This is a genomic window from Agrobacterium tumefaciens str. B6 (assembly GCF_001541315.1).
GTDB lineage: Bacteria > Pseudomonadota > Alphaproteobacteria > Rhizobiales > Rhizobiaceae > Agrobacterium > Agrobacterium radiobacter.
In genome coordinates this window covers 1-26592 of the sequence record NZ_LMVK01000013.1, presented here as the reverse complement: position 1 = coordinate 26592, position 26592 = coordinate 1, and the positions used below count along the sequence as shown (strand labels likewise).

The following is a 26592-nucleotide window of genomic DNA, read 5'->3' as shown; positions in this document are numbered from 1 at the left end:
TATTTGCGGCCGATACGGCCGGATGATCTAAGCTTGTGACGCGTTTCAGGAATGGCTGGCGGAACGAATGGCGCGTGCCGCATTCTGCAGCGCAAGAAACGCGTCGTAACGCCCCTGATGAACCTTTTGAAAATCAGGATCTGGCGTTGCGCTGCTGGCGATACGCGACATCGCCGGCATGGCGGCGATGAGGTCGGGATAGGTTCCGGCGGCAACGGCACCCAGCATGGCCGAACCGAGAAGCACTGGCTCCTCGCATTCGGTCAGTTCGACGGGAAGGCCGGTCGCATCCGCCAGTAATTGCCGAGCAAGCGGATGAGCGCCCGCCCCACCGCTGACGCTGATGGTTTCCACCGGCGCACCATTGCGGGCCTGCGTCTCGATAATCTGACGAAGCCCGTAACCGAGGCCCAGAAGCCCCGCCACATAAAGCGCGACGAGCGAATCCACGCCCGTCTCCATGCCATAACCGGCAATGACCGCGCGGGCATGCGGATCGGCGAAGGGCGCGCGGTTACCGAGAAATTCCGGCACCACATGAAAATCCTCGGCGATCTCAGCTACGGCGGAAACGGAAGCGGCAAGGCCGAGGGCGCGGTCGGCAAGCCAGACCGGCAAGGCTTTGCCATCCTTCTCGGCAAGCGCCTTCGCCTCGGTAAAGGCCGGATGCAATTGCACCAGGTAATCGATGGCCGCGCCGGCGGCGGACTGACCGCCTTCATTGAGCCATGCGCCGGGAACCATGGCGGAATAATAGGGACCCCAGACGCCAGGCACAAAGGCGGGCTCGGCTGTGGTGGTCATGGTGCAGGAGGAAGTGCCGAAGACATAACCGAGGCATCGCGAGGCGTCACCACCCGCTGCCACCGTGCCAACGCCGCCGGCATGGGCGTCAATCAGGCCTGCGGCAACGGCGGTGCCTGCAACCAGCCCCATGGCTTTTGCAGCGTCTTCGGTGAGACCCTTGCCCAGCGCCGTGCCGGGGTGAACGACGCTTTCACCGATGCGGCGGAAGCCCTGCTCCGCGAGATCACCAAGCCCGATGCGGGTGAAATAGTCCGCATCCCAACGGTTCTCATGGGCGAGATAGGTCCATTTGCAGGTGACCGTGCAGGCGGAGCGATCAAGCGCGCCGGAAGCCTTCCATGTCAGAAAATCCGTCAGGTCGAAGAAGTGCTCGGCCCGGGCGTAGATTTCCGGCCTGTTTTCGCTGAGCCACAGCAGTTTCGGCGTCTGCATTTCCGGGGAAATACGGCCGCCGACATATTTCAGGACGGCGTGTTCGCCGGCGTTGATGCGCTCCGCCTGTTCCACGGCGCGGTGATCCATCCAGACGATGATATCGCGTTCGGGATGATCGGTAGCGCCGACCGGCACAGTCTCGTCATCAGCACCACGCACGACAAGCGAACAGGTCGCGTCGAAACCGATGCCGGCAACCTCAGCCGGATCGATCCCGGCGCGTGACACGCTTCCCCGCACACTATCACAAACGGCCTGCCACACCTCACCACTCGATTGTTCGGCAATGCCCCCATCTTCGCGGTGCATGGTGATCGGGCGCTTGGCGGTGGCGAGAAGCTTGCCCGCGACATCAAAGACACCGGCCCGCGCCGAGCCGGTCCCGACATCGACGCCAACAAGATAGGAAGCCATTTACGATACTCCTCGGAGCGGATCATCCGGTGCTTGAACAGATTTTAAGCGGCGGGGGCCGTTTCCGGTTTTCCCGCCGCTCCAGAAGTTTTTAAACGCGGTCGAAGTTGGTCGGCAAGACCAGCATGTCGCGGATGGTGACGGTGCGCTTGCGCGTCAGCATGTAGATGACGGCATCGGCCACTTCGCTCGCATCGATCAGGCTGCCCGATTCCTTGGCCTTGCGGAGGTTTTCCTCGGGCCAATCAGCCAGAAGTGCGGAAACGACCGGGCCGGGAGAAACCTGCGCGACTCGCACGCCGTGCGGGATCATCTGGCGGCGCATGCCCTGCACGAAGCTGGTGATCGCCCATTTCGAGCCCGAATAGACCGGCTCCCAATAGGTCGGGAAGTGGCCGGCGATGGAGCAGGTGACAATGATATCGCCGGTCTTGCGCTCGGACATATGCGGCACGACGGCATGAACGTTCTTCATGACGGCGTTGACGTTGAGGTTCAGCATCTTGTCGATGGCTTCGGGCGTCGTCTCCGTGAGATCGCCGCCGATATAGGTGCCGGCATTGCAATAGAGAATGTCGATATGGTCGACCTTCCCGAGGATTTCCGGGATCATGGCGTTGCAGCTGTCGGCATCGAGCAGGTTCGTCACCTGCGGGATAGCGCGGTCACCAAGCTTGGCGACCAGACCATTCAAGGCTTTCTCGTTCCAGTCGACCATGACCACGGTTGCGCCCTGTTCCAAGAGCGCCTCTGATGTGGCAAGCCCGATGCCGGATGCGGCGCCGGTGATGACTGCGATCTTGCCTTGCAGCGATTCAGACATTTAATTCTCCTGCGTTTATGAAGATGTTTCCGGGCCGGCTCAGCGCCATTCGCGCCCGATATAGATGGCCAGCAGGATGATGCCGCCCTTGATGACATCCTGCAGATAGGGGTTGATGCCCATCAAATTGAGGCCGTTATTAAGGATGCCGAGCAGCACCGCGCCGATGAGCGTGCCGAGAATGAGACCCCTGCCGCCTGCAATCGCCGTGCCGCCGAGAACGACCGCCGCAATGGCGTCCAGTTCGAAGCCGACACCGGCATTGGGCTGACCGCTCATCAAGCGGCCGGTGAGGATGAGCGCGGCAAAAGCTGCCGTGACGCCCGAGATGCCATAGACCGCAAGCTTGACGCGCTGGGTCTTCACGCCCGAAAGACGGGCCGCCAGCTCGTTTCCGCCAAGTGCATAGACATGACGGCCGAAAGCCGTTCGCTGCAACAGCACCCAGGCGATGGCATAAATCACCACCATGATCACGACAGGCACCGGAACGACACCGATACGGCCGACGCCGAACCAGGAAATCCAGCTCGGAATGCCGCTGACCGGGTAACCGCCGGAATAAATGAGGCCGAGACCGCGCGCCATGCCCATGGTGGCAAGCGTCACGATAATGGCGGGCATCTTGCCCCAGGCGACAAGCGCCCCGTTGAAGATGCCGATGCCGAGACCGATGAAAAGGCCAGCTGGCAAAGCAACCGCGGGCGACAGGCCGGTATTCACCATCAGGCCGGCCGACAGCGTGCCGACAAGCGCCATGACCGCGCCGACCGAAAGGTCGATGCCGCCGGTGAGGATGACGAAGGTCATGCCCACGGCGAGAATGCCGACGACGGAAACCTGCCGCAGCACGGTCATGATGTTGTTGACGCTGAAGAAATTGTCGCCCGCAAGCCCCATGAGGATCGATACGACGATGAGACCCGCCAGCGGCAAGGCGAGCGGCGAACGCAACATGGCGCCGAGACTGAAACCGCCCGTTTTCGCGGCTGTGCCGGTGTTTGCATCAAGCGACATGTTCAACTCTCCCGGTGGTGGCGTTTGTCATTATTGTTTCTGAATTGATGTCTTCGCCCTCGACCGTGGCGACGATGCCGCCGGAACGGAAGACGCAGACCCTGTCGGACATGCCGATCACTTCCGGCAGCTCCGAGGAGATCATGATGATCGAATGGCCCTTGGCGGCGAATTCACGCATGAGCGAATAGATTTCCGCCTTCGCGCCGACATCGATGCCGCGTGTCGGCTCGTCGAAGATCAGCACGCGCATGTCATGGTTCAGCCAGCGCGCGATGACGATCTTCTGCTGGTTGCCGCCGGACAGCGTGTCGACGCGGGCAAAAGGCCCCTGCGCCTTCACCTGCACCTGTGCCATGGCCTTCGTCGTGTGCTCCAGTTCCTTTTTGAGATCGAGGAACCAGTGCGCCCTGCGGTATTTGCGGTAATTGTTCAGCGAAATATTCTGCAGGATGGAGAAGCTGGTGATCAGCCCCTCCTCCTTGCGGCTTTCCGGCAAGAGGCCGATGCCGCGCATCAACGCTTCATCGGGGCCGGAAAAACGCGTGTCCACGCCATCGACCTTGATCTTGCGGCGCGATGCGGAATGCGCGCCGAGCATGGCCAGCACCGTTTCGGTGCGGCCTGAACCGACAAGCCCGGCAAAGCCGAGGATTTCACCCTTGCGCAGCGCAAAGCGCGAGACGGGGCCGCCCTTCTTCAATTGCAGCTCTTCCACTTCAATCACGCTTTCGGCGGAAGGATCGAGCTGCGGCTTCGGCGGGAAATTGGCTTCGATGCGTCGGCCGACCATCATCTCGACGAGACGGTCATTATCGACCTCCGACGTCAGGCAGGAGCCGATCAGTTCACCGTCGCGCAGAACGGTGATGCGGTCGCAGATCTCGAATATTTCTTCCAGATGATGCGAAATGAAGATGATCGCCACGCCTTGACGCCGCAGTTCGCGCATGACCTTGAACAGATGCTCGGTCTCAGACGGGGTGAGCGTCGCGGTCGGCTCGTCAAGAACAAGGATGCTGGCATCCAGCGACAGCGCCTTGGCGATTTCGACAAATTGCTGCTGGGCAACGGAAAGACGATGCACCGGTACGTCGAGCGGCACATCCACGGCCAGCCGGCTCATGATCTCTGCCGCGCGCTTGCGCATCGCGCCCCTGTTGAGAAGGCGCAGCGGCCCGCGGATTTCGCGGGCGAGGAACATGTTTTCCACGGCATTGAGATAGGGGATCAGGCTGAATTCCTGAAACACGATGCCGACGCCGGCGGCAATCGCCTCATCATAATTGGCGAAGCGGCGATCCTTGCCGTCGATGCGGATCGTCCCCTCCGAGGGCTGCAGAATGCCGCACAGGATCTTCATCAAAGTCGACTTGCCGGCGCCGTTTTCGCCTAGAAGCGCATGCACCTCACCGGCGCGCGCCTGAAGGTCGACGCCACGCAGGACTTCGATCTTGCCAAAGCTTTTTCTTATTCCATTCAGTTCCAGCATTTCACCCTCCTCGATGGTCGGGACTGCCCCGCCCCCGCACGAAGCGGGGACGGGACCTGGGAGGCGATCTTACCAGCTGAACTCGCCGGCGTTTTTGCTGTCAACGACCATGACGTCGATCGGGACTTCCTTCGGCACGACGCGTGCGCCCCACTTCTGGGCGAGCGCCATGGCAAGACCGACACGAACCTGGTCACGCGGGAACTGCGCGGTGGTTTCGATGAAAGGGCCACCGTCGGCAATTGCCTTCACCGCTTCCGGCGCACCGTCCACCGAGGTCAGCTTGATGTCCTTGCCGGAACCCTGGATCGCAGCGAGTGCACCCATCGCACCGCCATCGTTGACCGAGAAGATACCGGCGAGGTTCGGACGCGACTGAATCATGTTTTCGACGACGCCGAGAGCAACGGAGCGGTCCTGACGGCCGTTCTGCGTGTCGACCAGCTTGATGTCTGCGAATTCTGCAAGAGCCGCCTTGCAACCTTCGACGCGCTGCAGGATCGGCACGACCGGAATGCCGTCGAGGATAGCAACCTCACCCTTACCACCGAGGGCTTCACCGAGATATTTGCACGACTGGTAACCCGCGTCGCGGTTCTTCGAGCCGACGAAGGTGTCGACCGGGCCATTGGCGTTGGCGTCGACGGCGACGACAGTCACGCCGGCGGCCTTGGCAGCGTGAACGGCGGCTTCGATGCCGGCGCTGTCGGTCGGGTTCAGGAGCAGGATGTCGATCTTCTGCTGAAGCATGTCTTCAACGTCGGAAATCTGCTTTGCCACATCGTGGCCGGCATCGGTGACGACGACATCTGCGCCAATGCTTGCGGCGGCTTCCTTCAGGGCTTCCTGCATCGATACAAAATAGGGGTTGTTCAGTTCCTGGAAGGTCATGCCGATCTTCAGCTTTTCCTGCGCCAGCGCCGGAGCGGCCATCATTGCAATTGCGGCTGTCGCCATCAGAAACTTGGATTTCATTTTCATCTCACTTTTCCTCCCGTTTGGAAAGTTGGGGCAACAGGTGCCCGGTTCCGGACAGCCCTCTGCCCGAATTGGTAAAAATCGGCGATGTGTCGCTGGTTTACTCCGCCATGACCGCTGCCTTCTGGGCTGCGAATATGGTTCGGAACCTCGACGGCGACATTCCCTTCAGCTTCAGGAAATGCCGGTTGAAATTCGAAAGGTTGGAAAAGCCCACATCGTAGCAGACCTCCGCCACCTTCACATCCTGATCCGCCAGGAGCATCTGGCAGGCAAGATCGATGCGTAACTGATTGCGATACCGCACCAGCGTCGTTCCCGTGTGGCGCTTGAAGGCGCGGGAAAAGGCGCTCGGGCTCTGACCCACCATGTCGGCGAGATCGATTTCCTCAACCTGCTCGGTCAGATGCTGGCGTAGATGCGACAGAGCACGGTTGATGCCGCTGTCGCCGATGCCGGTCAGATCCAACTCGTAGCTAAGGCTCGCCAGCACCTCCGATGTCGGGGCATTGACCAAGAGATCGAGAATTTCCCAGAAAAGCGCCAGACGCGTCAGCCCCTGCGCTTCGATCAACCGGAGGATCAGCGGGCGGACGCGGTCGCTGGTCTCATCATCGAAAAGAATGCCGCGGCGGCTGCGATCCAGAAGGCCGCGCACCACTTCCATTTCCGACATGGAAGTGCAGGCATCCTCGATAAAGCTCTCCGGAAACTGGATCACGAGGGAACGTGTCGGCACGATTTCGTCCGGCTCGATCTCGCTGATCCAGTTCTGGGGGAGATTGGGACCGGTCATGATGAGCTGACCGGGGCCGAAGCGACCGACGAAATCACCGATATAAAACGTGCCCGATGTGGCGACGACGAGGTGGATTTCGTATTCGGGATGATAATGCCAGCGCACGGTGCGGAACGGATAGCCGTGCCGCCAGGCGGCGAAGGATTCGCCCTTGCGGATGTGCACCAGTTCCAGATCGGGCTGCATCATGGTTCCTCCCATCAGTCGCGTCCGCCGTATTTGCGGACAGCAGCCATTTCCTCTTTATGGCTCGTCCCAGGCGTTGATGAGGAGCATATGGCGGGCGGCTGCGGTACATCCACATCACGCCGAAGAAATTACCGATACTTTTTTGACTCTTTTTTGTCGAAAATTGAAGAGTCGCCCGAAAGGGCTGACCATAAACGCGGCGATGGGGCCGACTTTTCCGCTCAATTTGGCGTGATGCGCTCAAAGAATGCGCAACCGGAAGCGATTTTCGTTGAAATTTTGACGTGTAGCCTGCCGGATGCCGACAGGCTACACTCATACTTTTCCGCAACTTCTCTGCCGCTCAATCATCAGCGGCTGGCTTCGTTCGTTACTGCGGCATCACGATCTGCAGTTTCACATCCGTTTCCCGTGCTTCAACCGCACGGTCGAAACCGGCAATGCTGTCTTCAAAGGGAATGGTCGCGGAAATCAGCGGCTTCAGGTCCACCTTGCCGGACGCGATAAGCGCCACGGCGCGGTCATAGACGTTGGCATAGCGGAAAACCGTCTCCACCCGAAGTTCCTTGGCCTGCAGGCCGACAATATCGACCGGAACCGGATCGACGGGCATGCCGACCAGCACGATCGCGCCGCCGGGCCGCGCCAGCTTCGCCATGCCAAGCACGGCGGGTGCGGCGCCCGAGCATTCGAAGACGACATCGCAACCCCATCCGTCGGTCGCAGCCGAAACGGCCTCTGCGAGATTGCGTTCGCGAATGTTGACGGTTTCGATGCCATCATAGGAGCCGATGATATCGAGCTTCGGCTGGGCAAGATCGGCAACGATGACCTTCGCGCAACCGCCGGCAAGTGCTGCGAGCGCCACCATCATGCCGATCGGGCCTGCACCCGTTACCACGGCGATATCACCCGGCTGGATACGCGCCCGGAGCGCCGCCTGCATGCCGATGGCGAAGGGTTCGACCATGGCGCCTTCGGCAAAGGACACGTTGTCGGGCAGCTTGTAGGTGAAGGCGGCAGGATGAATGACCTCAGGCGTCAGGCAGCCATGGATCGGCGGCGTCGCCCAGAAGCGGACAGCGGGATCGACATTATAGATGCCAAGTTTCGAGGCGCGTGATGTCGGATCGGGAATGCCGGGCTCCATGCAGACGCGATCACCAGCCTTCAGGTGTGTTACCTCGGCACCGGTTTCGATCACGGTTCCAGACGCTTCGTGCCCGAGCACCATGGGCGCATTGACGACGAAATGACCGATCTTGCCATGGGTATAATAATGGACATCAGAGCCGCAGATGCCGACCGTATGGGTGCGGATAAGCACATCCTTCGGCCCGAGTTCACCGGATCCTGCTCCACCGGGAATATCAAAATCCCTGAGCGAGAGCTTGCCTTTTTCTTCCAGCACCAGTGCCTTCATCTCATCCTCCGTGGTTTGCGATACGCCTGGCAGCGAGTTCAGCAAGCGTGATGGCGTGCAACATCGGCAAAAGTAAACAGAAATCGGCCGGATCGGCCGGTTTTTCTTCGCGACGGAAAAACTGTATCGAGGAGCCTGCGATTTCTCATCATCCCCAGCGCGGCGCGGCCTTTGAAGGTGAGGAAAGACGGCGTGATTCGCCACCGCATTCCGCGATCTTCACCCGCTCCCAAGCCTGCCGAGCCGGCGAACCAAATCGCTCACATTTTTTCGCCGGGCAAGGCGCTCGCCTGCCGCACCCAGTCGGCAAACTGCGCTTCATCAAACGCACCCTCATGGATATCGAGGTAACGAACCTTCGGATGCTTGGAGGTGCCGGGTGGCAAGGGCTGTAAAGATACGCCGTTGAGAAAGGTCACTTTGATATATTTCGTAAAACAGTGAAGGCTGAGAAACCAGACGTCGTCTTCCATGCCGTAAAAGGGCGAATTCCACTTCACGGCCTTGCGCACACCGGGCACGAGGCTTTCGATCAGCGCATCGATACGCGCTCCGACCGGACTTTTCCAACCCGGCATGGCGGCAATATAGGCCTGCACCGGGCCGTCGCCATATCCCTTGGCAATCTGCGGATTGCCGCCCGAAAGAAGTGTCGGCGCAGCAGCGTACGGCTCGGTTTGCGCGATTTCGGCAGATTTCCCCGGCTTCTTTTCGACCATCTCGGTTCCCTCCCGGTATTACGCGGTTCCCGCTGTTTTCCCAAGCCTCGACACAAGCCTGCCATAAAAAGCGGCCACAGTAAAAAAACTATATTTTATGTGCGTGCTCATGCTTTACGCCTTGGAGAGCATATTTGAGGCGGAAGCGTCGATGTGTCGGCGTGGCTATCAAAACGCTGACGGACTAGACCGTGCCAATCGCCCGGACTTGCACGCCATTCGATCAATCCAAAAAAAGCGCAGGCTGCGGCACCCTGCCCGAGGCTAGGCGCGGAGGGCGGCGGCTGGAGACTGACGATAGGCGAGCAAAGCCGGTATCGCCGAAAGAACCGCGGCAAAGCCCAGCAGGAACAGTACAAGACGCAAATCTTCGCGGGTGAAGCCAACCGGCAGGATGACGCCGCTTTTTGCGGTAAAGAGTTGTGCGCCGATATGGGCAGCGCCCAATCCGACCAGAAAACCGATGCCGACACCGAGCACCACCAGCAAGAAAAGCTCCAGCCAGACGATGGCGAATACCGAGCCGCGCGGCGCGCCGAATGCCCGCAATGCGCCGATCTGCCTGCGTCGTTGCCCGACATGGATCACCGTCACCAGCACCAGCGCCGCCGCCACCAGCCCCTGCGAACCGGCGGCAACCGCGCTCAGCACCATCTTGGCATCGCCGAGCGTCGCATAGAGACCCGTCAGAACTTCGCCCGGGAAAACGCCAAGCGTATTACCGGTCCGGTATTCCTGCCGCAGGCGATAGGCGTCGGCGATCGTTTTGGGCTTGACGAGAATGGCCGGCAGGCCGGGCGCGCCCTCGCCAAAAGTCTCCACGATTGGCGCATCCGCATCGATGCCGCCTTGATGGTCAGACTCCACATGCGCCGAAGTGGCGGGACCGAGGGCCAAAGCATGCTTTTGTCCCTGCGAGACCACCAGCTGAACAGCGGCTTCGGCATGATCCGCCTCACTTTCGGCATGCGTATCACCATCTTCGTGATGTTCTTCGCCTTCATGGGCGTGATCGTGACCGTCCCCGTGGTGATGTTCTTCATCATGCGCGCCCGCATGGCCATCCTCATGCCCTTCATCATGGCCATGATCATGACCGAGACCATGGACGTGCCACACGGCCTGTATCGGCACGAGAATGGCGCGATCCCAGGGCGTGCCGGTGGGCTGCAATTTGCCAACGACTTTATAGGCGATCTCGGTATGGGTGTGGCCGCCGGTCTCGGCGGTGCCGTGCATCGGCTTGATCTCAGCACCGAGAGACAGATCGACGGCAGCCCCGAGTATGGCTTCGCCTTCCAGCGCGAACATCCTGCCCTCGGCAAAACCTGATGTCGTGTTGCTGACGAGGCTCATCGTCGTGCCGACTATCGGGTATCCGGCAAAGGAATCGCCAAACCCGACAGGTGCCGCCCAGGCAACGCGCGGATCGGCGGCGAGCTTCGGCAGAACAGCGCCGTCCACAAGCGGCAGCGGTGCGGCCTGCAGAAAAATGGAGGAAAGGATCAACTGGGTTTCGCTGCCGGCCGCGCCGATAACGAGATCGAATTTATCAGCGGCACGGGCGCTGCCGAGACGCAGCGAACGCTCCTGCAGCGTGACCGCAACGCCAAGCGCGGTGGCGAGCGCAACCAGGAGAACCACGACGATACCACCCAGCCAAAGGCGGCGCAGGTCGGCAAGGATGAAGCCGATCATGCCGCAATCTCCTTCCGCTCGGTATCGGTGACGATACGGCCGCCGCTGAGGGTGAGACGCCGGTCGAGGCGGCCGATAAGATGCTGGTCATGGCTGGCGACGATAAGCGTGCTGCCGGTGCTGGCCGCAACGGAAAGCAAGAGATCACCGACAGCCTCGCCGCTTTCGAGATCGAGGCTTGCGGTCGGTTCGTCGGCAATGATGACGCCGGGACTGCGCAGCAGCGCACGGGCGATAGCGACACGCTGCATTTCACCGCGCGACATGGTCTCAACGTGCTGTCCCGGGCGTTTGAGGCCGACAGTCGCAAACAGGGATTCCGCGCGTTTCATGAGGTCCGCATTCGCCGCGCGCGACAGGCGGGCGGGCAGCAGGATATTATCCAGCGCGGAAAGGCCGGGGAAAAGATGAAACTCCTGCATGACGAGGCCGATATTGGCGGCGCGCCAGCGGTCGCGCCGACCCTCGGGCAGATCCGCAATGTTCTCTTCTCCCCAGACAACGCGGCCGGCCTGAACACGCTCAAGGCCGGCGATGATGTTGATCAGGGTGCTTTTGCCCGAGCCGGAACCACCGGTCAGCGCAACGCGGCTACCGGCAGGGATTTCCAGACCGTCGAGAACGAGAACCGGTGCCGACAAACCGGGAAAGGATACGGCAAGATCATCTATCTTCAGGGACAGCATGGTCTCAAACCGTCGCGTATTCTGCCTGGCGGATGCGCAGCAGGCTGACGAAGCCGGTATCCGGATCGGTCCAGGAACCCGTTTCCAGCGTGCCGCGCACTTCGATTGTCTGGCTCGGCTGGGTAAAAGTCTGTTTTTCGCCGAGATAAACGACAACGATGTTGTCCGGCCAGTCGGCATCCGTCGAGCAGAAGGGGCAGATCGACATGGGTATTTCGGTCAGCACGAAAAACTGCGCTTCTGCCTTCAGCGGCGGCGCCATGAAACCGCGCATGGCGATCTCCTTGCCGTTCAACTGCTTGACCTTTTCGGAAAACTCCAGCCCGAGGACGCTGACCTTGCCATAGAGTTCGTCGAAGGTAATGTCGCTGTTCGCCTGCGCGCGCGCACCAGCGGCCAGCAGCGGCAGACCGGCAATGAGACCCAGGGTCTGGCGACGGTTGAATTGCGCCCGATCAGCCTTGCTCATGACCATTCTCCTTCTTGAAAAGGTCTGCCATCGTCCGTCGTCCGAATAGACGATGAAAGACCTGAAACTATTGTGAGGGCACGCGATAGCGGCGTGCCCTCACAACATTCATATCTTAGTTGGTCTGCTTGGCGCCAAGTGCGAAAGCTTCGGCGAGACCCTTGTAGACGTCGCTCTGTTCCATGTAGCCACGGAAGCCTTCAGCGCCGGGGCCTTCAGCCTGCAGAACGACGTCATCCACTGCGTGGACGCCGCTATCCGAGCTTTTCGGAATGATGCCGGGTACGAACACAGCACCGGGAACGTCCTTGTACTGCTCGTTGGCGACATATTCCTTCTTTTCGTTCTGGACGGCCGGTGTGAACGGGCCATCAAGCTTCGGACGGAAGGTCTCGTAATGGTCAGGACCGTTATTGGCGTTCAGGAACAGACGACGGGAAACGTCGACCTTATCAGGATAACCGTCACCGTCCTTGTCTTCATAGTTCGGGAAGCCGGCCTCGGCATAGGTGCCGACCTTTTCGCGCATTTCGGTGCCCGGCTTGTCATCATCAACGGTGCCGATGATGGAAACGCCATGCGTATGGTCGCCGGTGACGACGATCAGCGTATCGGGGTTCTTCGCGGCGAATTCACGGGCGACACCGACGGCCTTGTCGAATTCGATCGTGTCGACGACAGCGCGATCCCAGTCAAGCGGATGGGACATCTTGTCGACGTTGGCAGCTTCGACCATCAGGAAGAAGCCGTCCGGGTTCTTCGACAGTTCGCCGAGCGCAACCTTGGTCATTTCAACGAGGCCCGGCTGATCCGGGAACTTCGCCGTGGTGCCCTTCTTGAGGAACTCGCGGTCGAGCGCTGTGTCCATGTTGCCGGTGTGGAACAGGCCGAGGATCTTGCCGGTGTTGGTGCCGGCGGCCGTGGCGAGTTCCGCCTTGCTGGTCGCCAGCGTGTAGCCAGCTTCCTTGAACAAGGCGATATAGTCCTTGTCATCCTTGCGCTTGGAACCCGCCGTCGCCTGCGGCAGGAAATAAGAGGAGCCGCCGCCGAGGAGGACATCCGGCTTCACATCGAACAGCATGCCGTTGATGTCGGCCTTGTCGCCGCGCTTGCGGGTGTGGGCAACGACGGCAGCCGGCGTGGCGTCCTGCAGTTCGGCGGTCGAGATGATGCCGATCGACTTCTTGGTCTGGCGGCGCAGGGCTTCCGCGATCGTTTCGGCCTTCGGATCGTCGAGCGAGGCCGGGGTGCGGTCGGCATAAACGCCAATGGCGTTCACGGCGGTCTTGTGACCGGTCATGTAGGCTGACATGGTGTTGGCGCTGTCGGTGGCCACGGCGTCGGTGGCGGAGGTGCCGATGAAGGCGACCGGCGGCACATCATCCATGTTGAGGCGGCCATTGGCCTTACCCTCGGTCATGCCCTTGGACATGATGCGGGCAGCAGTGCGGTGAGCGACGGACAGGCCGTCGGCGATCAGGAAGATGACGTTCTTGGCTTTTGCCTGGGCCGGCGTGCCATAAACGGTCCAGGTGATCGCCTTGGTTTCGGAACCGGCAGAAACTTCGACCTTGTAGTCACCGGCGCTGGCGAGCGTGACGCCGCGCAGGATGACGGCCGAACCAAGGACCTTGTCCTTGTTCTTTTCTTCGGCGACGAACTCGGCATCCTTGCCGAGAGCGGCCTTGTAATCCTGGCCGTTGACGGTGATCTTGACGTCTTCCGGCTTTACGACGGAAGCGAACTCGACTTTGAAATCGAACGGCGAACCGGTCAGGATCGTAGCACGATCAAGCGGATAAACCTCGGCAGCCTGGACGGCGCCGGCAAGAAAGGTCGTGGCGACCAAAGCAGCAACGATTTTGCGCATATTCCCCTCGCGAAACGTGTGAAAACCACACTTTCTCCTAGACCCGCGATATGACAGTTGCATGACTTGCAGGCAGCATATCCGGGCTCATGGGAAATTCGCGGGGGACGGTTTCAGCACGCCGTCCTCCTCCGGTCGCCGCGCGGCGCGGCAACCCTCTATGATGCGTTTCTCTCCGGGGGGCAACGGATATCGAGCCTCGACGAAATTGTCGGGCGTATGCAGAGATGCTGCGGGACCGAATGATCGGGCTGCCCGGCGCGCATGGGCAACCGCGTAAAGCCCGGTTCAGTCTTTCCTGATCCGCAATCCCTCCAGAAAGGCCCGGAAGCTGCCCACGGCCCGTTTCGAGGTCATTTCGGGGTCGTCGGAATTGGCGATCCACTGGGCGGCGGCGCTGCTTGCCGCGTTGATGAAACGGGCGCATGCCTCCGCATCGATATCGCCGATGGTGCCTTCTTCCTTCAGGGCATCGAGGCTTCGCGCGACTGCCGAGATGCAGCCGTTTGCATTTGGCCAGCGCGACGGATCGCCGAGCACCGCCGGCCCGTCACGAAACATGATCCGCTGGATTTCAGGTTCGAGAGCCATGCGCACATAACCGAGATTTTCTTCGACAAAACCCTCCCACCGGGACTCGGCCCTCGAGGAGATGTCACAGAGCCTCTTCGTCATTTCCGCGTCGATTTCAGCCACCACCGCCAACAGCAGGCCTTTTTTATCGCCAAAATGGTGATAGAGCGCGCCGCGGGTGAGACCGGCCTCGGCGGTGCAGTCATCCATCGACGCTTCCGCATAACCGATGCTGCCAAAGGCCTTGCGGCCGGCAGCCAGAAGCTTCGTCCGCGTCTCGGCAATCATTTCACTGCGAGGTTTGCGCATTTTTTCTCCATTTTCCACATACGACGCGTATATTAGTTGACATACGCGCCGTATGCAATTATCTCATTCACATACGCCACGTATGTATGTGGTGGACACCCTCTGAACAAGGTGCATCCCGATGGCTAATCCATACAGAGAAATTTTCCGGGCTCCAGGCGCAAAAGGCTTTTCCGCCGCCGGTTTCTTCGCCCGCCTTCCCATTGCCATGGCCCCGATCGGCATCGTTGCCATGCTTTCGCAAACCCATGGCGAATATTGGCTGGCCGGCGCCGTCTCCGCAACCTTTGCGCTGACCAATGCCGCCGTCTCCCCACAAATCCCCCGGCTGGTAGATCGCAAGGGGCAGAGCAAAGTCCTCATCCCCGCCACCATCGTCTCGGTCATCGCCTTTGCGGCGCTGATTATCGCGACAAACCAGAAATGGCCGGCCTGGACGCTGTTCCTTTCCGCCTTCCTCGCCGCTGCCATGCCGAGCATTCCGGCCATGATGCGCGCCCGCTGGACGGAAATCTTCCGCGACCGGCCGGAACTGAACACCGCATTCGCCTTTGAATCCGCCGCCGACGAACTCGTCTACATTTCCGGCGCCTCGCTTTCCGTCGGCCTGGCAGTCTCGCTCTTTCCGGAAGCGGGCATAATGATCAGCACCACCTTCCTGGCGCTCGGCACCTTCGCTTTCCTTCTGCAACGTTCGACCGAGCCAAAGGTACGCCCGGTTGAAAGCGGTCGCCGGCAGCGTTCGGCCATCTCCCTGCGCCCGGTCCAGATCATCACGCTTGCGCTGATCTTTGTCGGCTCCACTTTCGCCACTGCCGAGGTAAGTGCCGTCGCAATCACCAAGGAACTTGGCCAACCGGAAGCCGCCAGCCTCGTCATCGGCGTTTATGCCATCGGGTCCTTCGTGGTCGGCCTCATTCTCGGCGCGCTCAATCCCAAAATGCCGCTGCAACGCCAACTGCTGATCGCCGTCAGCGTGCTTGCACTCACCGCACTGCCGCTGCTTGTCGCCAGTACTTCCGTCGCCCTTCTGGCTTTTGCCGTTTTCCTCAGCGGCGTTGCCATCTCTCCGATCTTCATCACCTCATTCGGCCTCATCGAGCGCCGTGTGCCTGAATCGATGCTGACGGAAGGCGTGACCTGGGTGATGACCGGCATCGGTATCGGCATAGCGCTCGGGGCATTTCTCTCCGGCTGGGTCATCGATAATTTCGGCCCGGATAACGGTTTCTGGGTGTCAGTCGCCGCAAGCCTTTCGACCGTTGCCATCATCACGCTCGGTCAGCGCAGCCTCTCCGGAGATCGCGAAAGATCCGGCATAGAGGCCGCGGCGCAGCCCGCCGAATAACAACCCTTACTCGTAGTCTGCCTCATTCATCGCGGTAATTGATATGTGAGCAGGAAAGGTCACAGACTAATCTATAGTACAGCGATTGTTTTACTTTGCTGTCGCCCCGCAAGCATGATACCGGCAACATTGATGGCCGATGATATCATGCCTGCGGGGCGATCCTGCTTATCGACGCCGTCGCTTCGCATATTCTCGAATTCGGCACCGATTGCTGCATCGTTCGACACTATCTGCTGGCCGGAGATGAAGCGGCCTTGCCGCCCGCATCTGCGAGAACTTGCCCGAAAATGCCGTGGGTCAGGTCTTCCTGCGGGCCGAGAATTGCCGATATGACATCGCCGCACCTTCGGGAATAAAAATATACTGGCTGCCCCGCTCGACCGTGTCTTCCGCAAAATTTGTTGAACGCGTTTGCGATGCGGCAATGGAGACAGCCGCTTCCACCAATGATTATTTCCTGTGGCTCGCCAATGCACTCTCCCAATGGCAGGGCTTTCGGGACAAATTATCCGTTATGTCCAAAAAACGTTATCTCAACGCCTGCTACTGGCGGGACGACGTGACGACGAGCCACTGACGAAGGACACAAATCACGGTTCCGCGCGCGCCGGCATTCAACCCATGCGCTCGGACACATGCTCCCCGGGAGACGCAGGAAAGACAACCGTCCTGTTTCCATTTAGGAAGACCCGGTGATGAATGTGGGCGTGGATGGCCCGCGCAAGAACCTGGCTTTCCACATCCCGACCCAGGCTGACATAGTCCATCGCGCTTTGGGCATGGGTTACGCGGATCGTATCCTGCTCGATGATCGGCCCTTCATCGAGATCGGCGGTGACGTAATGGGCGGTCGCGCCGATCAGCCTCACCCCGCGTTCATATGCCTGTTTATAAGGGTTGGCGCCCTTGAAAGATGGCAGAAAGGAATGATGAATGTTGATGATACGGCCAGACATTTCCTGACACAGCCGGTCCGACAGAACCTGCATGTAGCGCGCAAGCACCACAAGCTCCGCTCCGGTATCCCGCACCACCTGCAGGATCGCGGCTTCCGCCTCGGGCTTCGTTTCCGGCGTGACGCGAATGTGGTGAAAGGGAATATCCTCGTTCACCACCTGCTTCTGGTAATCGAGGTGATTGGAAATCACCGCGACGATCTCCACCGGCAGCGCGCCGATGCGGGAGCGGTATAGCAGATCGTTCAGGCAGTGACCAAAGCGCGAGACCATGATCACGACCTTCGTCTTTCGCGAAAGATCGTGGATATCATAGTCCATATCGAAATCGGCCGCGACGGGACCAAAGCCGTCGAGCAACGCATCGCGTCCCGATCCCTGTTCGGAAACGAAGCTCAACCGCATGAAAAAGCGGCCCGTCTCCTGGTCGGTGAATTGCGAACTGTCGTTGATATTGCATCCGGACCGGGCGAGATAACCGGATACGGCGGCGACGATGCCGCTGCGCGCCGGGCACGCGACTGTCATGATATAGGTGCTCAAATCCTGCTCCCCTGGGTCTTTGCCGCGCGGACGGATCGCCCGCGCTTTCGCGCAGATTGTCTATCAACCGCCGGCCGTGGTCAGGACGGCGATTGAGACTAATCGAAGCCCGGCAGGGCCGCTTACGAACCGTAGATCGGGAAGGCCTCGCAAAGTGCAGCAACCTCTCCCCGCACCTCGGCTTCGACCGCGGCATCCCCTTCGGCATTCGCCGCCAGCGCGTCAATGACACGTAAGATCAGCGCGCCGATCTGTTCGAATTCGGCCACGCCGAAACCGCGGGTGGTACCAGCCGAGCTTCCAAGCCTGACGCCCGAAGTGACGAAGGGCTTTTCCGGGTCGTTGGGAATGGCGTTCTTGTTGCAGGTAAGCCCCGCCCGCTCCAGAGCGATTTCGGCAACCTTGCCGGTCACGCCTTTCGGCCGAAGATCGACCAGCACCATGTGGCTGTCGGTTCCACCCGAGACGATGCCCAGACCACCCTTCGTCAGCACCTTTGCCAGCGCCTGCGCATTGGCGATGACCTGGCCGGCATAGTCGGAAAATTCCGGACGCAAGGCCTCGCCGAAAGCCACGGCCTTGGCGGCGATGACGTGCATCAGGGGGCCGCCCTGATTGCCGGGGAAGACGGCCGAGTTCAGCTTCTTCGCCAGATCGGCGTCATTGGTAAGGATCACGCCGCCGCGGGGGCCGCGCAGGGTCTTGTGGGTGGTGGAGGTGACGACATGGGCGTGCGGCACCGGGTTCGGATATTTGCCGCCGGCGATCAGACCCGCATAATGGGCCATGTCGACCATCAGATAAGCGCCGACTTCGTCGGCTATTCTGCGGAAGCCGGCAAAATCGATCTGGCGCGGATAGGCCGATGCGCCCGCCACGATCAGCTTCGGCTTGGTCTCCAGCGCCCGCGCCCGCACCTTCTCCATATCGATCAGATGTGTATCGGCATCGACCTCATAGGAAACGACATCGAACCACTTGCCGGACATCGTCACCGGCGAACCGTGGGTCAGGTGGCCGCCATGGGCAAGTGACATGCCCATGATCCGGTCGCCTGGCTGCAGCAGCGCCAGAAACACCGCCTGATTGGCCTGCGCGCCGGAATGCGGCTGCACATTGGCGAATTCCGCACCGAAGAGCTGCTTCAACCGGTCGATGGCGACCTGTTCGACCTTGTCGACAAATTCGCAGCCGCCGTAATAACGCTTGCCGGGATAGCCCTCGGCATATTTGTTGGTCAGCACCGAGCCTTGAGCCGCCAGAACATCGGCGGAAACGATGTTTTCCGAAGCGATGAGCTCGATCTGCGTTTTCTGGCGGTCGAGTTCCTCGGCGATGGCGTCGGCGACCACCGTGTCCGAAACGGTATTATGTGGCAGGCGGTTGAGCATTGTTTTCTCCTCCCAGATCAAGCGATATCAGCCGCAAGTTCCTTGCAGCCGGTTTCAAGCAAATGGCCAAGATGCGACACGAAGCTGTTCCAGATATCCATGCGGAAACGGTTTTCCGCATCGCGCCAGAGCACCACGGTCACGCCGTCGAAAATCGTTCGGCGCGCCTCACCGACAGCAATGGTGTCGATATCGCGGGCGCAGCCCAGCGTCAGCAGTTCGCCAGCCTGTGGCCCCTCGATCGAGAGCGTCACTTCCCGGCTGGAAATATCGACGAGGCTGTGCGGGTGGCTGGCATAGACAGCGCCGCAGGCCGTAATCAGTCTATCGGCCTCCCCTGTCGGAGCAAGGATCGTCCATTCGTCGGGACCGAGGCGCACGGCCTCGATTTCGCCTGCGGCGGAGCGGGTGCCGATCCGGTCGGGCAAGGCAAGGCCGAGGGCGGCGCCGAGTGAGGTGAGATCACCCCGGGCGCGTAGCGACAGCCGCGTCTGCACCCGCAGGATGCTGACCCGGGCCGCTTTGCTCTCGGCCAAAGTGCCGGAAACGAGGGGGGAAACGCGCATGTTCATTGTCATCTCCGGGTCAGATTTTCAGGCGGGTATTTTCGGGATCGACAAAGACCATCCCGGTGATTTTCGCGGCAATGGTGCGGTCCAGCATGGGGATGTAGACGGTCTCGCCCATCCGCTCATGGCCACCCTCCACCAGAGCCAGCGCGATGGGCTGGCCGGCGGCATCCGAGTGATAGGACGAGGTGACGTGGCCGACCATTTTCATCGGGATCGGCTGTTTCGGATCAAAGACGATCTGCGCGCCCTCTTCCAGCTTCGAGCGGTCTTCGGTCAGAAGGCCGACGAGGTGGCGGCGATCCTTGGCGACGAGATCGGGGCGGGCAAGGCCACGCTTGCCGACGAAATCCGGCTTGTTCTTGCCCACGGCCCAGCCCATCGCGGCGTCATAGGGCGTGACGGTACCATCGGTATCCTGACCGACGATGATGTAACCCTTTTCGGCACGCAGCACATGCATGGTCTCGGTGCCGTAAGGCGTGATGCCATATTGCTGGCCGGCCTCCCACAGGATTTCCCAGAGCTTGCGGCCGAGCGGTGCAGGGACATTGACCTCGAAGCCGATCTCGCCGGTGAAACTGACGCGGAACAGCCGCGCCGGCATGCCGGCCACCGTGCACTCCACGCAGGACATATGCGGGAAGGCCTCTTCCGTCAGTTCGACGCCTTCCACCAGCGGCGCGAGCAGCTTTGCCGCGTTCGGGCCGTTCAGCGCAATGGTGGACCATTGTTCGGTCGTCGAGGTCAGCCAGACATTGAGATCCGGCCACTCCGTCTGGAGGTAATCCTCCATCATGTTCAGCACCCGGGCGGCGCCGCCTGTCGTGGTGGTGACGTGGAAACGGTCTTCGGTCATGCGGCCGATGACACCATCGTCGCGAATGAAGCCGTCATCGCCGAGCAGCAGGCCATAACGGCAGCGGCCGGCGGCGAGCTTCGTCCAGGGATTGGTATACATGCGGTTCATGAACTCGACCGCATCAGGCCCGACAACCTCGATCTTGCCGAGCGTCGAGGCGTCGAAAATGCCCACACTCTGGCGCACCGCCCGGCATTCGCGGCCGACAGCCGCGTCCATGTCTTCGCCCGGTTTCGGGAAATACCAGGCGCGACGCCATTGTCCGACCGGCTCGTAGACCGCGCCATGCGCCTCAGCCCACCCGTCGATCTGCGTCTTGCGCGTTACCTCGAAATGCGCGCCGCGGTGATAACCGGCGAAGGCTCCGAAGGTCGTCGGCGTATAGGGCGGGCGGAAGGTGGTGAGGCCGACCTGCGGCTGGCGTTTGCCGAGTGCTTCCGCCGCGATGTTGAGGCCGTTGATGTTGGACATCTTGCCCTGATCGGTCGCCATGCCGTTGGTGGTGTAGCGCTTGACGTGCTCTATGGAACGCATGCCCTCACGCACGGCGAGCCTAAGATCCTTGGCAGTCACATCGTTCTGGTAATCCACGAAAGCCTTGGCCTTGCCGGCATCACGGTCGCTCGGCAGTTCCGTGTGCGAGACGCCGCTGCCGGTGCGGTCATGTTCCACCACGAGAGCGGAAGGGTTGGCGGCCTTGCCGAGCACTGCTGCAACTTCGCGACCCCGTTCAGCACCGTCCTTCAGCGCCGCTTCGATGCCCCACAGCCCGCGTCCGGCCCCGGCAATCACGCAATCCTCGTTGGTGGCGGCAGGAAGGAAGGTAGTCCGCTCATCATCCCAGGAGATCTTGCCCTGCGTATGGGAAAAGAGATGCAGCGACGGCGTCCAGCCGCCGGACATCAGCACCGCATCGCAGGCGATTTCCTGCCCCGCACCGACCGACGCGCCACTAACCGGATTGACCCGGACTGACTTGACGCGCAGCCGCCCCGACGTCGCCGTGACCGTATGCGACAGCTTGACCGGAATGCCGAGCGCACGCGCCTCGTTCACCAGTTCTTCCCGCACCTTGGCGCGGGTATCGACAATGGCCTGAACGCGTGCGCCCGCGCCGTGAAGATCAAACGCCGCATACCAGGCGCTGTCATGGCTCGTCACCACCACCGGCCGGTTGCCGACCTTGACGCCATAGCGGTTGAGATAGGTCTGGGCGGCACCCGCGAGCATCACGCCCGGCCGGTCGTTGCCGTGGAAAACCAGCGGCTTTTCCAGTGCACCCTGCGCCAATACGACGTGACGCGCCCGAACGCGCCACAGGCGTTCGCGCGGCGTATCCTTCGGCACGGCCTCTAAATGGTCGGTCAACTTTTCGCAAAGGCCGATCATGTTCTGGTGGTAATAGGCGATGGCCGTCGTGCGGGTCATTCCCTTGACGCCGCGCTCCTTCAGCGCCGTCAATTCATCCGCCAGCCAGTTCCATACGGGCTTGCCATCGATCTTCGCCTGCGGCTCCGACAGCAGCGTGCCGCCGGCTTCGGCATTTTCATCGACCAGCACGACCTTGAGACCATCGACCGCCGCCGCACGCGCCGCCGCCAGACCGGCCGGACCAGCGCCGACGATCAGCACATCGCAATGCAGGTTGCGCGAGGCATAGATATCCGGGTCTTCCTCGGTGGGGGAAACGCCGAGACCCGCGGCCGCGCGGATGAAGGGCTCATAGACCTTGTTCCAGAAGCTCTTCGGCCACATGAAGGTCTTGTAATAGAACCCTGCCGAAAACAGCATATAGGCCATGTCGTTGACAGCGCCGATATCAAATTTCAGGCTCGGATATTTGTTCTGGGAGGTAGTTTCCAGCCCGTTCCAGATTTCCTGCACCGTGGCGCGGGTGTTCGGCTCAAAACGTCCTGCGCTGCGGCGGGTGCCGATCAGCGCATTCGGCTCTTCGGAACCCGCCGCCACAGGGCCGCGCGGGCGGTGGTATTTGAACGAGCGGCCCATGAGATGCACGCCATTGGCGAGAAGTGCCGAGGCGACCGTATCGCCCTTCACGCCGCGATAGGTCCTGCCATCGAAGGTAAAGCTGACCGAGCGGGTGGCATCCACACGGCCACGGCCGGAAACGCGATAGGAGTTCATTTCGACACCTCGAAACTGGCTGGTGCACGGGTCAGGGAAGAAAGTTCTGGACGCGGTTCACCCGCACGATAGGTCGTGAGGAACCGGTCGCTCACCGTGTCACGCACGGCGTTGAAGAAGCGGCCGCAACCATGCAGATGCCGCCAGCGCTCGAAATGCGGGCCTTTCACGTTTTCGCGGATGAACAGGAATTCTTCCCATTGCTCATCGGTCTGCGACGAAGGATCGGCGGCGCGGGTAATATGGGCCTGCCCGGCATAGGTGAATTCGGCTTCGGGCAGCGTTTCATTGCAATAGGGGCAGCGGATCAAAAGCATGGGGTCGGCTCCTCAATGCGCCACGGCGGCGGCGGCGGCCTCGTCGATCAGGCGGCCGGAGCGGAAGCGTTCCAGCGTGAACGGCGCGTTGATCGGGTGCGGTTCGTTTTTGGCAATGGTCCAGGCGAAGGTGTGGGCAGCGCCCGGCGTGGCCTTGAAGCCGCCCGTGCCCCAGCCGCAATTGACATAAAGACCCGCGACCGGCGTCTTGCCGAGAATGGCCGAGCGATCCGGCGTCACATCGACGATACCGCCCCATTTGCGCAGCATCCGCATGCGATTGAAGATCGGGAAGATTTCGACGATGGCCGCAATCGTATGCTCGATCAGCGGCAGGCCGCCGCGCTGCGAATAGGATGTATATTGGTCCGTACCCGAACCGATAACCAGCTCGCCCTTGTCGGACTGGCTGATATAGGCGTGGACCGCATTCGACATGACAACGCAGGGGAAGATCGGCTTGATCGGCTCCGACACCAGCGCCTGCAAAGGATAGCTTTCGAGCGGCAGGCGCACGCCGGCCGTGTCCATAACAACTGAGGTGTGGCCGGCGGCGGAAACCGCGACCTTCTTCGCCTTGATGAAGCCCCTCGCCGTCTCGACACCAGCGACGGAGCCATCGGCATTGCGACGAATGGCGGTGACCGGGCAGTTCTGGATGATATCGACGCCACGGGCGGCAGCCCCGCGCGCATACCCCCAGGCAACCGCATCGTGGCGCGCCGTGCCGGCCCGTTCCTGAAGCGCGCCGCCCATGACAGGATAACGCGCATTCGGCGCGATGCTGAGCGGCGGGCAATATTCCTTACATTCTTCCGGGGTGAGCCAGCGATTGTCCACACCGTTCAAACGGTTGGAATGGATATGACGCTTGAAGCTCTGCACATCGTGCACATTATGCGCCAGCATCAGCACGCCGCGCCTTGAATACATGACGTTGTAGTTCAGCTCCTGGCTCAAGTTCTCCCACAGATCGACGGCGTGATCGTAAAGACGGGCGCTCTCGTCATAGAGATAGTTGGAGCGGATGATCGTCGTGTTGCGGCCGGTATTGCCGCCCCCGAGCCAGCCCTTGTCGATGACGGCGACATTGGTGATGCCGTGCTGGCTGGCCAGATAATAGGCGGCTCCCAGACCATGGCCGCCGGCGCCGACGATGACCACGTCATATTCGGCTTTCGGCTGGCTGTCCGGCCACTGCTCGTCCCAGTTCTTGTGGCCGGTCAGGGCATTCCGCAAAAGATTGAAAGCATTAAAACGCGTCATGAGCGGACCCGATGGTTGGAAAATCTCGTGTCGTAAACGCTATGAGCATTTGCCGCGCCCCGGCTGGACAATCGCGTCTGTTTGCATGAATATTTGCGTCATGACTTCACACCGCGCCAGAAAACGCCTCAGCGTCGCCTTCCTGCTTGCCGACCGCTTCACGCTGTCAGCCTTTGCGAATTTCGTCGATGTGCTGCGTCTTGCCGCCGACGAGGCGGACCGTTCCCGGCCTATCCTGTGCGAATGGTCGGTGCTCTCGGCAACGCTGGGCAGCGTGCAATCGAGCTGCGGCGTGAAGGTGCAGCCGGATACACGGCTGATGGACGCCGGGCATTACGACTATATCGTCGTGGTCGGCGGTTTGATCAGCGACCACAGCGCCCTGCCGCAAGAGGCGCTGCGGTTCCTGAAGGATCGGGCGGCGGCGGGCATTCCCATCGTCGGGCTCTGCACCGGTGTTTTCATTCTGCACGAAGCGGGCCTGCTTGATGGTTATCGCTGCTGCGTGAGCTGGTTCCACCATCAGGATTTTCTCGACCGCTTCGATACCGTCCAGATGATCTCCGACCAGATCTTCGTCATCGACCGCGACCGGCTGACCTGTTCGGGCGGTCACGGCGCCGCGCATCTGGCGGCGTTCCTTGTCGAGCGCCATGTCGGCCAGTCCGCCGCCATCAAAAGCCTCAACATCATGATGATCGACAGCGCGCTGAGCGGCGAAAAACCCCAGCCCGGCCAGCAGAGCGCGCGAAAGGCCAATGATCCCCTGGTCAAAAAAGCGATCTTGCGGATGCAGCAGAATATCGAGGTTCCGAAAACAGTGCTGGAACTGGCGAACGACCTTGGCCTTGGCCGCCGCAGCCTCGAACGGCGTTTCCTCACCGACCTGAACGCGACGCCTTCCAAGGTCTATCTCGAGCTTCGGCTGGACCGTGCGCTCTCCCTCCTGCGCACCACGCATGACCCGATCACCCAGATTGCGCTCGCCACCGGTTTCTGCGACGCGCCGCACCTTTCCCGCACACTGCGAACCGAGCGCGGTTTCACGCCCAGCGAATATCGCAAGACGCAGGCCGGCCACACAGCGACTGACGAGGAATTCGCCGTCGGCGTGCTGCTTCCGCAAGCCTGAAATATGTTGCAGCGGCCTAGGAACCCGCAGTCATAAAGGTCAGCCGGGTGAAAGCCGTATAATTGGATTCCGACACCATCAGGGCGGCGAAGACAAGCACGAGGACCGGTGGGAGCAGGATGACGTAGATCAAGACGAGCCGTTCCCAGGCCAGATGCATGAAAATCGCGATGATCAGCCCCGCCTTCAGCAGCATGAATACGATGATCAAAGACCATCGGGGATAGCCCTGAATGCCGAGATAATCGACCAGATAGGAGAACGTGCTGAGGACAAAAAGCAGTCCCCAGGCCACCATGTAAAGTCTTATCGGATGCTGCTGTGATTGTTCCTGTGCCATGATGCCATCCTCACTCACCACAGATAGAAGAATGCAAAGATGAAGACCCACACCAGATCGACGAAGTGCCAATAAAGCCCCATGATCTCGACGACCTCGTAGTGCCCCTTGCGGCTGGTGAAAAATCCCCGCTTTTCCTGATCGAAATCTCCCCGCCATACCTTGCGCGCTATGATGAGGAGGAACAGCACGCCTATCGAGACATGGGTGCCGTGAAAGCCCGTGATCATGAAGAATGTCGAACCGAATTGCGCCGCACCCCAGGGGTTTTCCCAGGGACGCACGCCTTCCTCGATCAGTTTCGTCCATTCGAATGCCTGCATTCCAACGAATGTCGCGCCAAGGAGGGCCGTTACCACCATCAGCGCCGCGGTTTTGCGACGGTCACGGCGATATCCGAAGTTGACGGCCATGGCCATCGTGCCGCTGCTGCTGATAAGGACGAAGGTCATGATGGCAATCAGGATCAGCGGGATATCCTTGCCGCCAATCGTCAGCGCAAAAACCTCGCTCGGATTGGGCCAGGCGACGGTGGTCGACATGCGCGCGGCCATATAGGCCAGTAGGAAACAGCCGAAAATGAAGATGTCGCTGAGGATGAAGATCCACATCATCGCCTTGCCCCAGGAGACGTTCTTGAACGCCCGCTGGTCCGATGACAGATCGGCGGCAACGCCGCGCAGTCCCGTGGGGCGCAGATGCGGATCGCTTGCTGGCCTTTCCATGGATGCGGTCATGATCGACACTCCTTAGAGGATTTCCAGTAAAAGTGCGTAGCGTCCGGAAAATCTGATGCTTAGATAAAACTTAGAGCGGCGGGGCCCGCTCCCGGTCATCTCCCCCCCCCCTCGCTGACCAATTGACGGCATAGATCGACAAAACACTCTCCTCGCCCGCCAAAGAGCGCAAAAAGGATCAGCCACACCACCAGCATGAAATGCCAGTAGATGGCGCACAGCTCCACGCTCAGGCGCATCCTTGCCGACAGGGGTCCGCTGCGGGCGCGGGGCTCCGGGCGG

24 protein-coding genes and 1 pseudogene are annotated in these 26592 nt (G+C 60.8%); 3 read left to right on the top strand and 22 right to left on the bottom strand.

Annotation, left to right across the window (positions count from 1 at the left end):
* Window positions 1–45: 45 nt before the first annotated feature.
* The 13 genes from ASB65_RS13325 to ASB65_RS13265 all read right to left on the bottom strand — a co-directional run bounded on the left by ASB65_RS13325 (window position 46) and on the right by ASB65_RS13265 (window position 14701).
* Window positions 46–1656, bottom strand: coding sequence for an FGGY-family carbohydrate kinase (locus tag ASB65_RS13325; protein ID WP_060724221.1), 1611 nt, complete (start codon window positions 1654–1656; stop codon window positions 46–48).
* Window positions 1657–1747: 91 nt separating this feature from the next.
* On the bottom strand, window positions 1748–2479 hold the full coding sequence (locus ASB65_RS13320) for an SDR family oxidoreductase (protein ID WP_060724220.1): 732 nt from the start codon (window positions 2477–2479) through the stop codon (window positions 1748–1750).
* A gap of 39 nt (window positions 2480–2518) precedes the next feature.
* A complete protein-coding gene (locus ASB65_RS13315) occupies window positions 2519–3496 on the bottom strand; it encodes an ABC transporter permease (protein ID WP_060724219.1) in 978 nt (325 codons plus the stop codon).
* Window positions 3486–4988, bottom strand: coding sequence for a sugar ABC transporter ATP-binding protein (locus tag ASB65_RS13310; protein ID WP_060724218.1), 1503 nt, complete (start codon window positions 4986–4988; stop codon window positions 3486–3488). The genes ASB65_RS13315 and ASB65_RS13310 overlap by 11 nt, the downstream gene beginning before the upstream one ends.
* Window positions 4989–5057: 69 nt before the next feature.
* Window positions 5058–5969 carry an ABC transporter substrate-binding protein gene (locus ASB65_RS13305; RefSeq protein ID WP_020813002.1) on the bottom strand — a complete coding sequence of 304 codons (912 nt, stop codon included), beginning with the start codon at window positions 5967–5969 and terminating at the stop codon, window positions 5058–5060.
* 97 nt (window positions 5970–6066) lie between these two features.
* A complete protein-coding gene (locus tag ASB65_RS13300; RefSeq protein WP_060724286.1) occupies window positions 6067–6951 on the bottom strand; it encodes a helix-turn-helix domain-containing protein in 885 nt (294 codons plus the stop codon).
* A gap of 373 nt (window positions 6952–7324) precedes the next feature.
* A complete protein-coding gene (locus ASB65_RS13295) occupies window positions 7325–8377 on the bottom strand; it encodes an NAD(P)-dependent alcohol dehydrogenase (protein ID WP_060724217.1) in 1053 nt (350 codons plus the stop codon).
* A 260-nt stretch (window positions 8378–8637) separates the two neighbouring features.
* Window positions 8638–9096: a DUF1801 domain-containing protein gene (locus tag ASB65_RS13290; protein WP_060724216.1), complete on the bottom strand. Its 459-nt coding sequence runs from the start codon at window positions 9094–9096 to the stop codon at window positions 8638–8640.
* A 264-nt stretch (window positions 9097–9360) separates the two neighbouring features.
* Window positions 9361–10794: an ABC transporter permease gene (locus ASB65_RS13285; RefSeq protein ID WP_060724215.1), complete on the bottom strand. Its 1434-nt coding sequence runs from the start codon at window positions 10792–10794 to the stop codon at window positions 9361–9363.
* Complete coding sequence (locus ASB65_RS13280; protein ID WP_060724214.1) at window positions 10791–11480, bottom strand: ABC transporter ATP-binding protein; 690 nt, start codon at window positions 11478–11480, stop codon at window positions 10791–10793. The genes ASB65_RS13285 and ASB65_RS13280 overlap by 4 nt, the downstream gene beginning before the upstream one ends.
* 4 nt (window positions 11481–11484) lie before the next feature.
* On the bottom strand, window positions 11485–11949 hold the full coding sequence (locus ASB65_RS13275) for a hypothetical protein (protein ID WP_060724213.1): 465 nt from the start codon (window positions 11947–11949) through the stop codon (window positions 11485–11487).
* A gap of 115 nt (window positions 11950–12064) precedes the next feature.
* Window positions 12065–13819 carry an alkaline phosphatase gene (locus ASB65_RS13270; RefSeq protein ID WP_060724212.1) on the bottom strand — a complete coding sequence of 585 codons (1755 nt, stop codon included), beginning with the start codon at window positions 13817–13819 and terminating at the stop codon, window positions 12065–12067.
* A 288-nt stretch (window positions 13820–14107) separates the two neighbouring features.
* On the bottom strand, window positions 14108–14701 hold the full coding sequence (locus ASB65_RS13265) for a TetR/AcrR family transcriptional regulator (protein WP_060724211.1): 594 nt from the start codon (window positions 14699–14701) through the stop codon (window positions 14108–14110).
* A 121-nt stretch (window positions 14702–14822) separates the two neighbouring features.
* Between ASB65_RS13265 and ASB65_RS13260 the strand changes: the two genes are divergently transcribed.
* Window positions 14823–16049: an MFS transporter gene (locus ASB65_RS13260; RefSeq protein WP_060724210.1), complete on the top strand. Its 1227-nt coding sequence runs from the start codon at window positions 14823–14825 to the stop codon at window positions 16047–16049.
* A 295-nt stretch (window positions 16050–16344) separates the two neighbouring features.
* A complete protein-coding gene (locus ASB65_RS13255) occupies window positions 16345–16629 on the top strand; it encodes a hypothetical protein (RefSeq protein WP_233283015.1) in 285 nt (94 codons plus the stop codon).
* 37 nt (window positions 16630–16666) lie between these two features.
* On the opposite strand, the gene purU is transcribed toward ASB65_RS13255, so the two are convergent.
* From purU to ASB65_RS13225, 6 genes are all read right to left on the bottom strand, one after another.
* Window positions 16667–17551 carry a formyltetrahydrofolate deformylase gene (gene purU / locus ASB65_RS13250; protein WP_003504493.1) on the bottom strand — a complete coding sequence of 295 codons (885 nt, stop codon included), beginning with the start codon at window positions 17549–17551 and terminating at the stop codon, window positions 16667–16669.
* A gap of 122 nt (window positions 17552–17673) precedes the next feature.
* The gene (gene glyA / locus ASB65_RS13245) at window positions 17674–18942 is read right to left on the bottom strand and encodes a serine hydroxymethyltransferase (protein WP_060724209.1); all 1269 of its coding nucleotides are present in this window, start codon (window positions 18940–18942) and stop codon (window positions 17674–17676) included.
* A 17-nt stretch (window positions 18943–18959) separates the two neighbouring features.
* On the bottom strand, window positions 18960–19514 hold the full coding sequence (gene soxG, locus ASB65_RS13240; RefSeq protein ID WP_060724208.1) for a sarcosine oxidase subunit gamma family protein: 555 nt from the start codon (window positions 19512–19514) through the stop codon (window positions 18960–18962).
* 13 nt (window positions 19515–19527) lie between these two features.
* Window positions 19528–22518, bottom strand: a complete 2991-nt coding sequence (locus ASB65_RS13235) for a sarcosine oxidase subunit alpha (protein ID WP_060724207.1) — start codon at window positions 22516–22518, stop codon at window positions 19528–19530.
* Window positions 22515–22835 (bottom strand): sarcosine oxidase subunit delta, encoded by a 321-nt coding sequence (locus ASB65_RS13230; protein WP_060724206.1) that lies wholly within the window; start codon window positions 22833–22835, stop codon window positions 22515–22517. The genes ASB65_RS13235 and ASB65_RS13230 overlap by 4 nt, the downstream gene beginning before the upstream one ends.
* A 12-nt stretch (window positions 22836–22847) precedes the next feature.
* Window positions 22848–24101 carry a sarcosine oxidase subunit beta family protein gene (locus tag ASB65_RS13225; RefSeq protein ID WP_031234322.1) on the bottom strand — a complete coding sequence of 418 codons (1254 nt, stop codon included), beginning with the start codon at window positions 24099–24101 and terminating at the stop codon, window positions 22848–22850.
* Between the two features lie 85 nt (window positions 24102–24186).
* Between ASB65_RS13225 and ASB65_RS13220 the strand changes: the two genes are divergently transcribed.
* The gene (locus tag ASB65_RS13220) at window positions 24187–25233 is read left to right on the top strand and encodes a GlxA family transcriptional regulator (protein WP_020813016.1); all 1047 of its coding nucleotides are present in this window, start codon (window positions 24187–24189) and stop codon (window positions 25231–25233) included.
* A gap of 16 nt (window positions 25234–25249) precedes the next feature.
* Here ASB65_RS13220 and ASB65_RS13215 read toward each other — a convergent pair whose 3' ends face one another.
* The 3 genes and pseudogenes from ASB65_RS13215 to ASB65_RS28825 all read right to left on the bottom strand — a co-directional run.
* A complete protein-coding gene (locus ASB65_RS13215; protein ID WP_060724205.1) occupies window positions 25250–25573 on the bottom strand; it encodes a cytochrome C oxidase subunit IV family protein in 324 nt (107 codons plus the stop codon).
* A gap of 14 nt (window positions 25574–25587) precedes the next feature.
* Window positions 25588–26310, bottom strand: coding sequence for a heme-copper oxidase subunit III family protein (locus ASB65_RS13210; protein WP_060724285.1), 723 nt, complete (start codon window positions 26308–26310; stop codon window positions 25588–25590).
* 95 nt (window positions 26311–26405) lie between these two features.
* Window positions 26406–26592 (bottom strand): annotated as a pseudogene (locus ASB65_RS28825) (cytochrome-c oxidase); the annotation flags it as partial.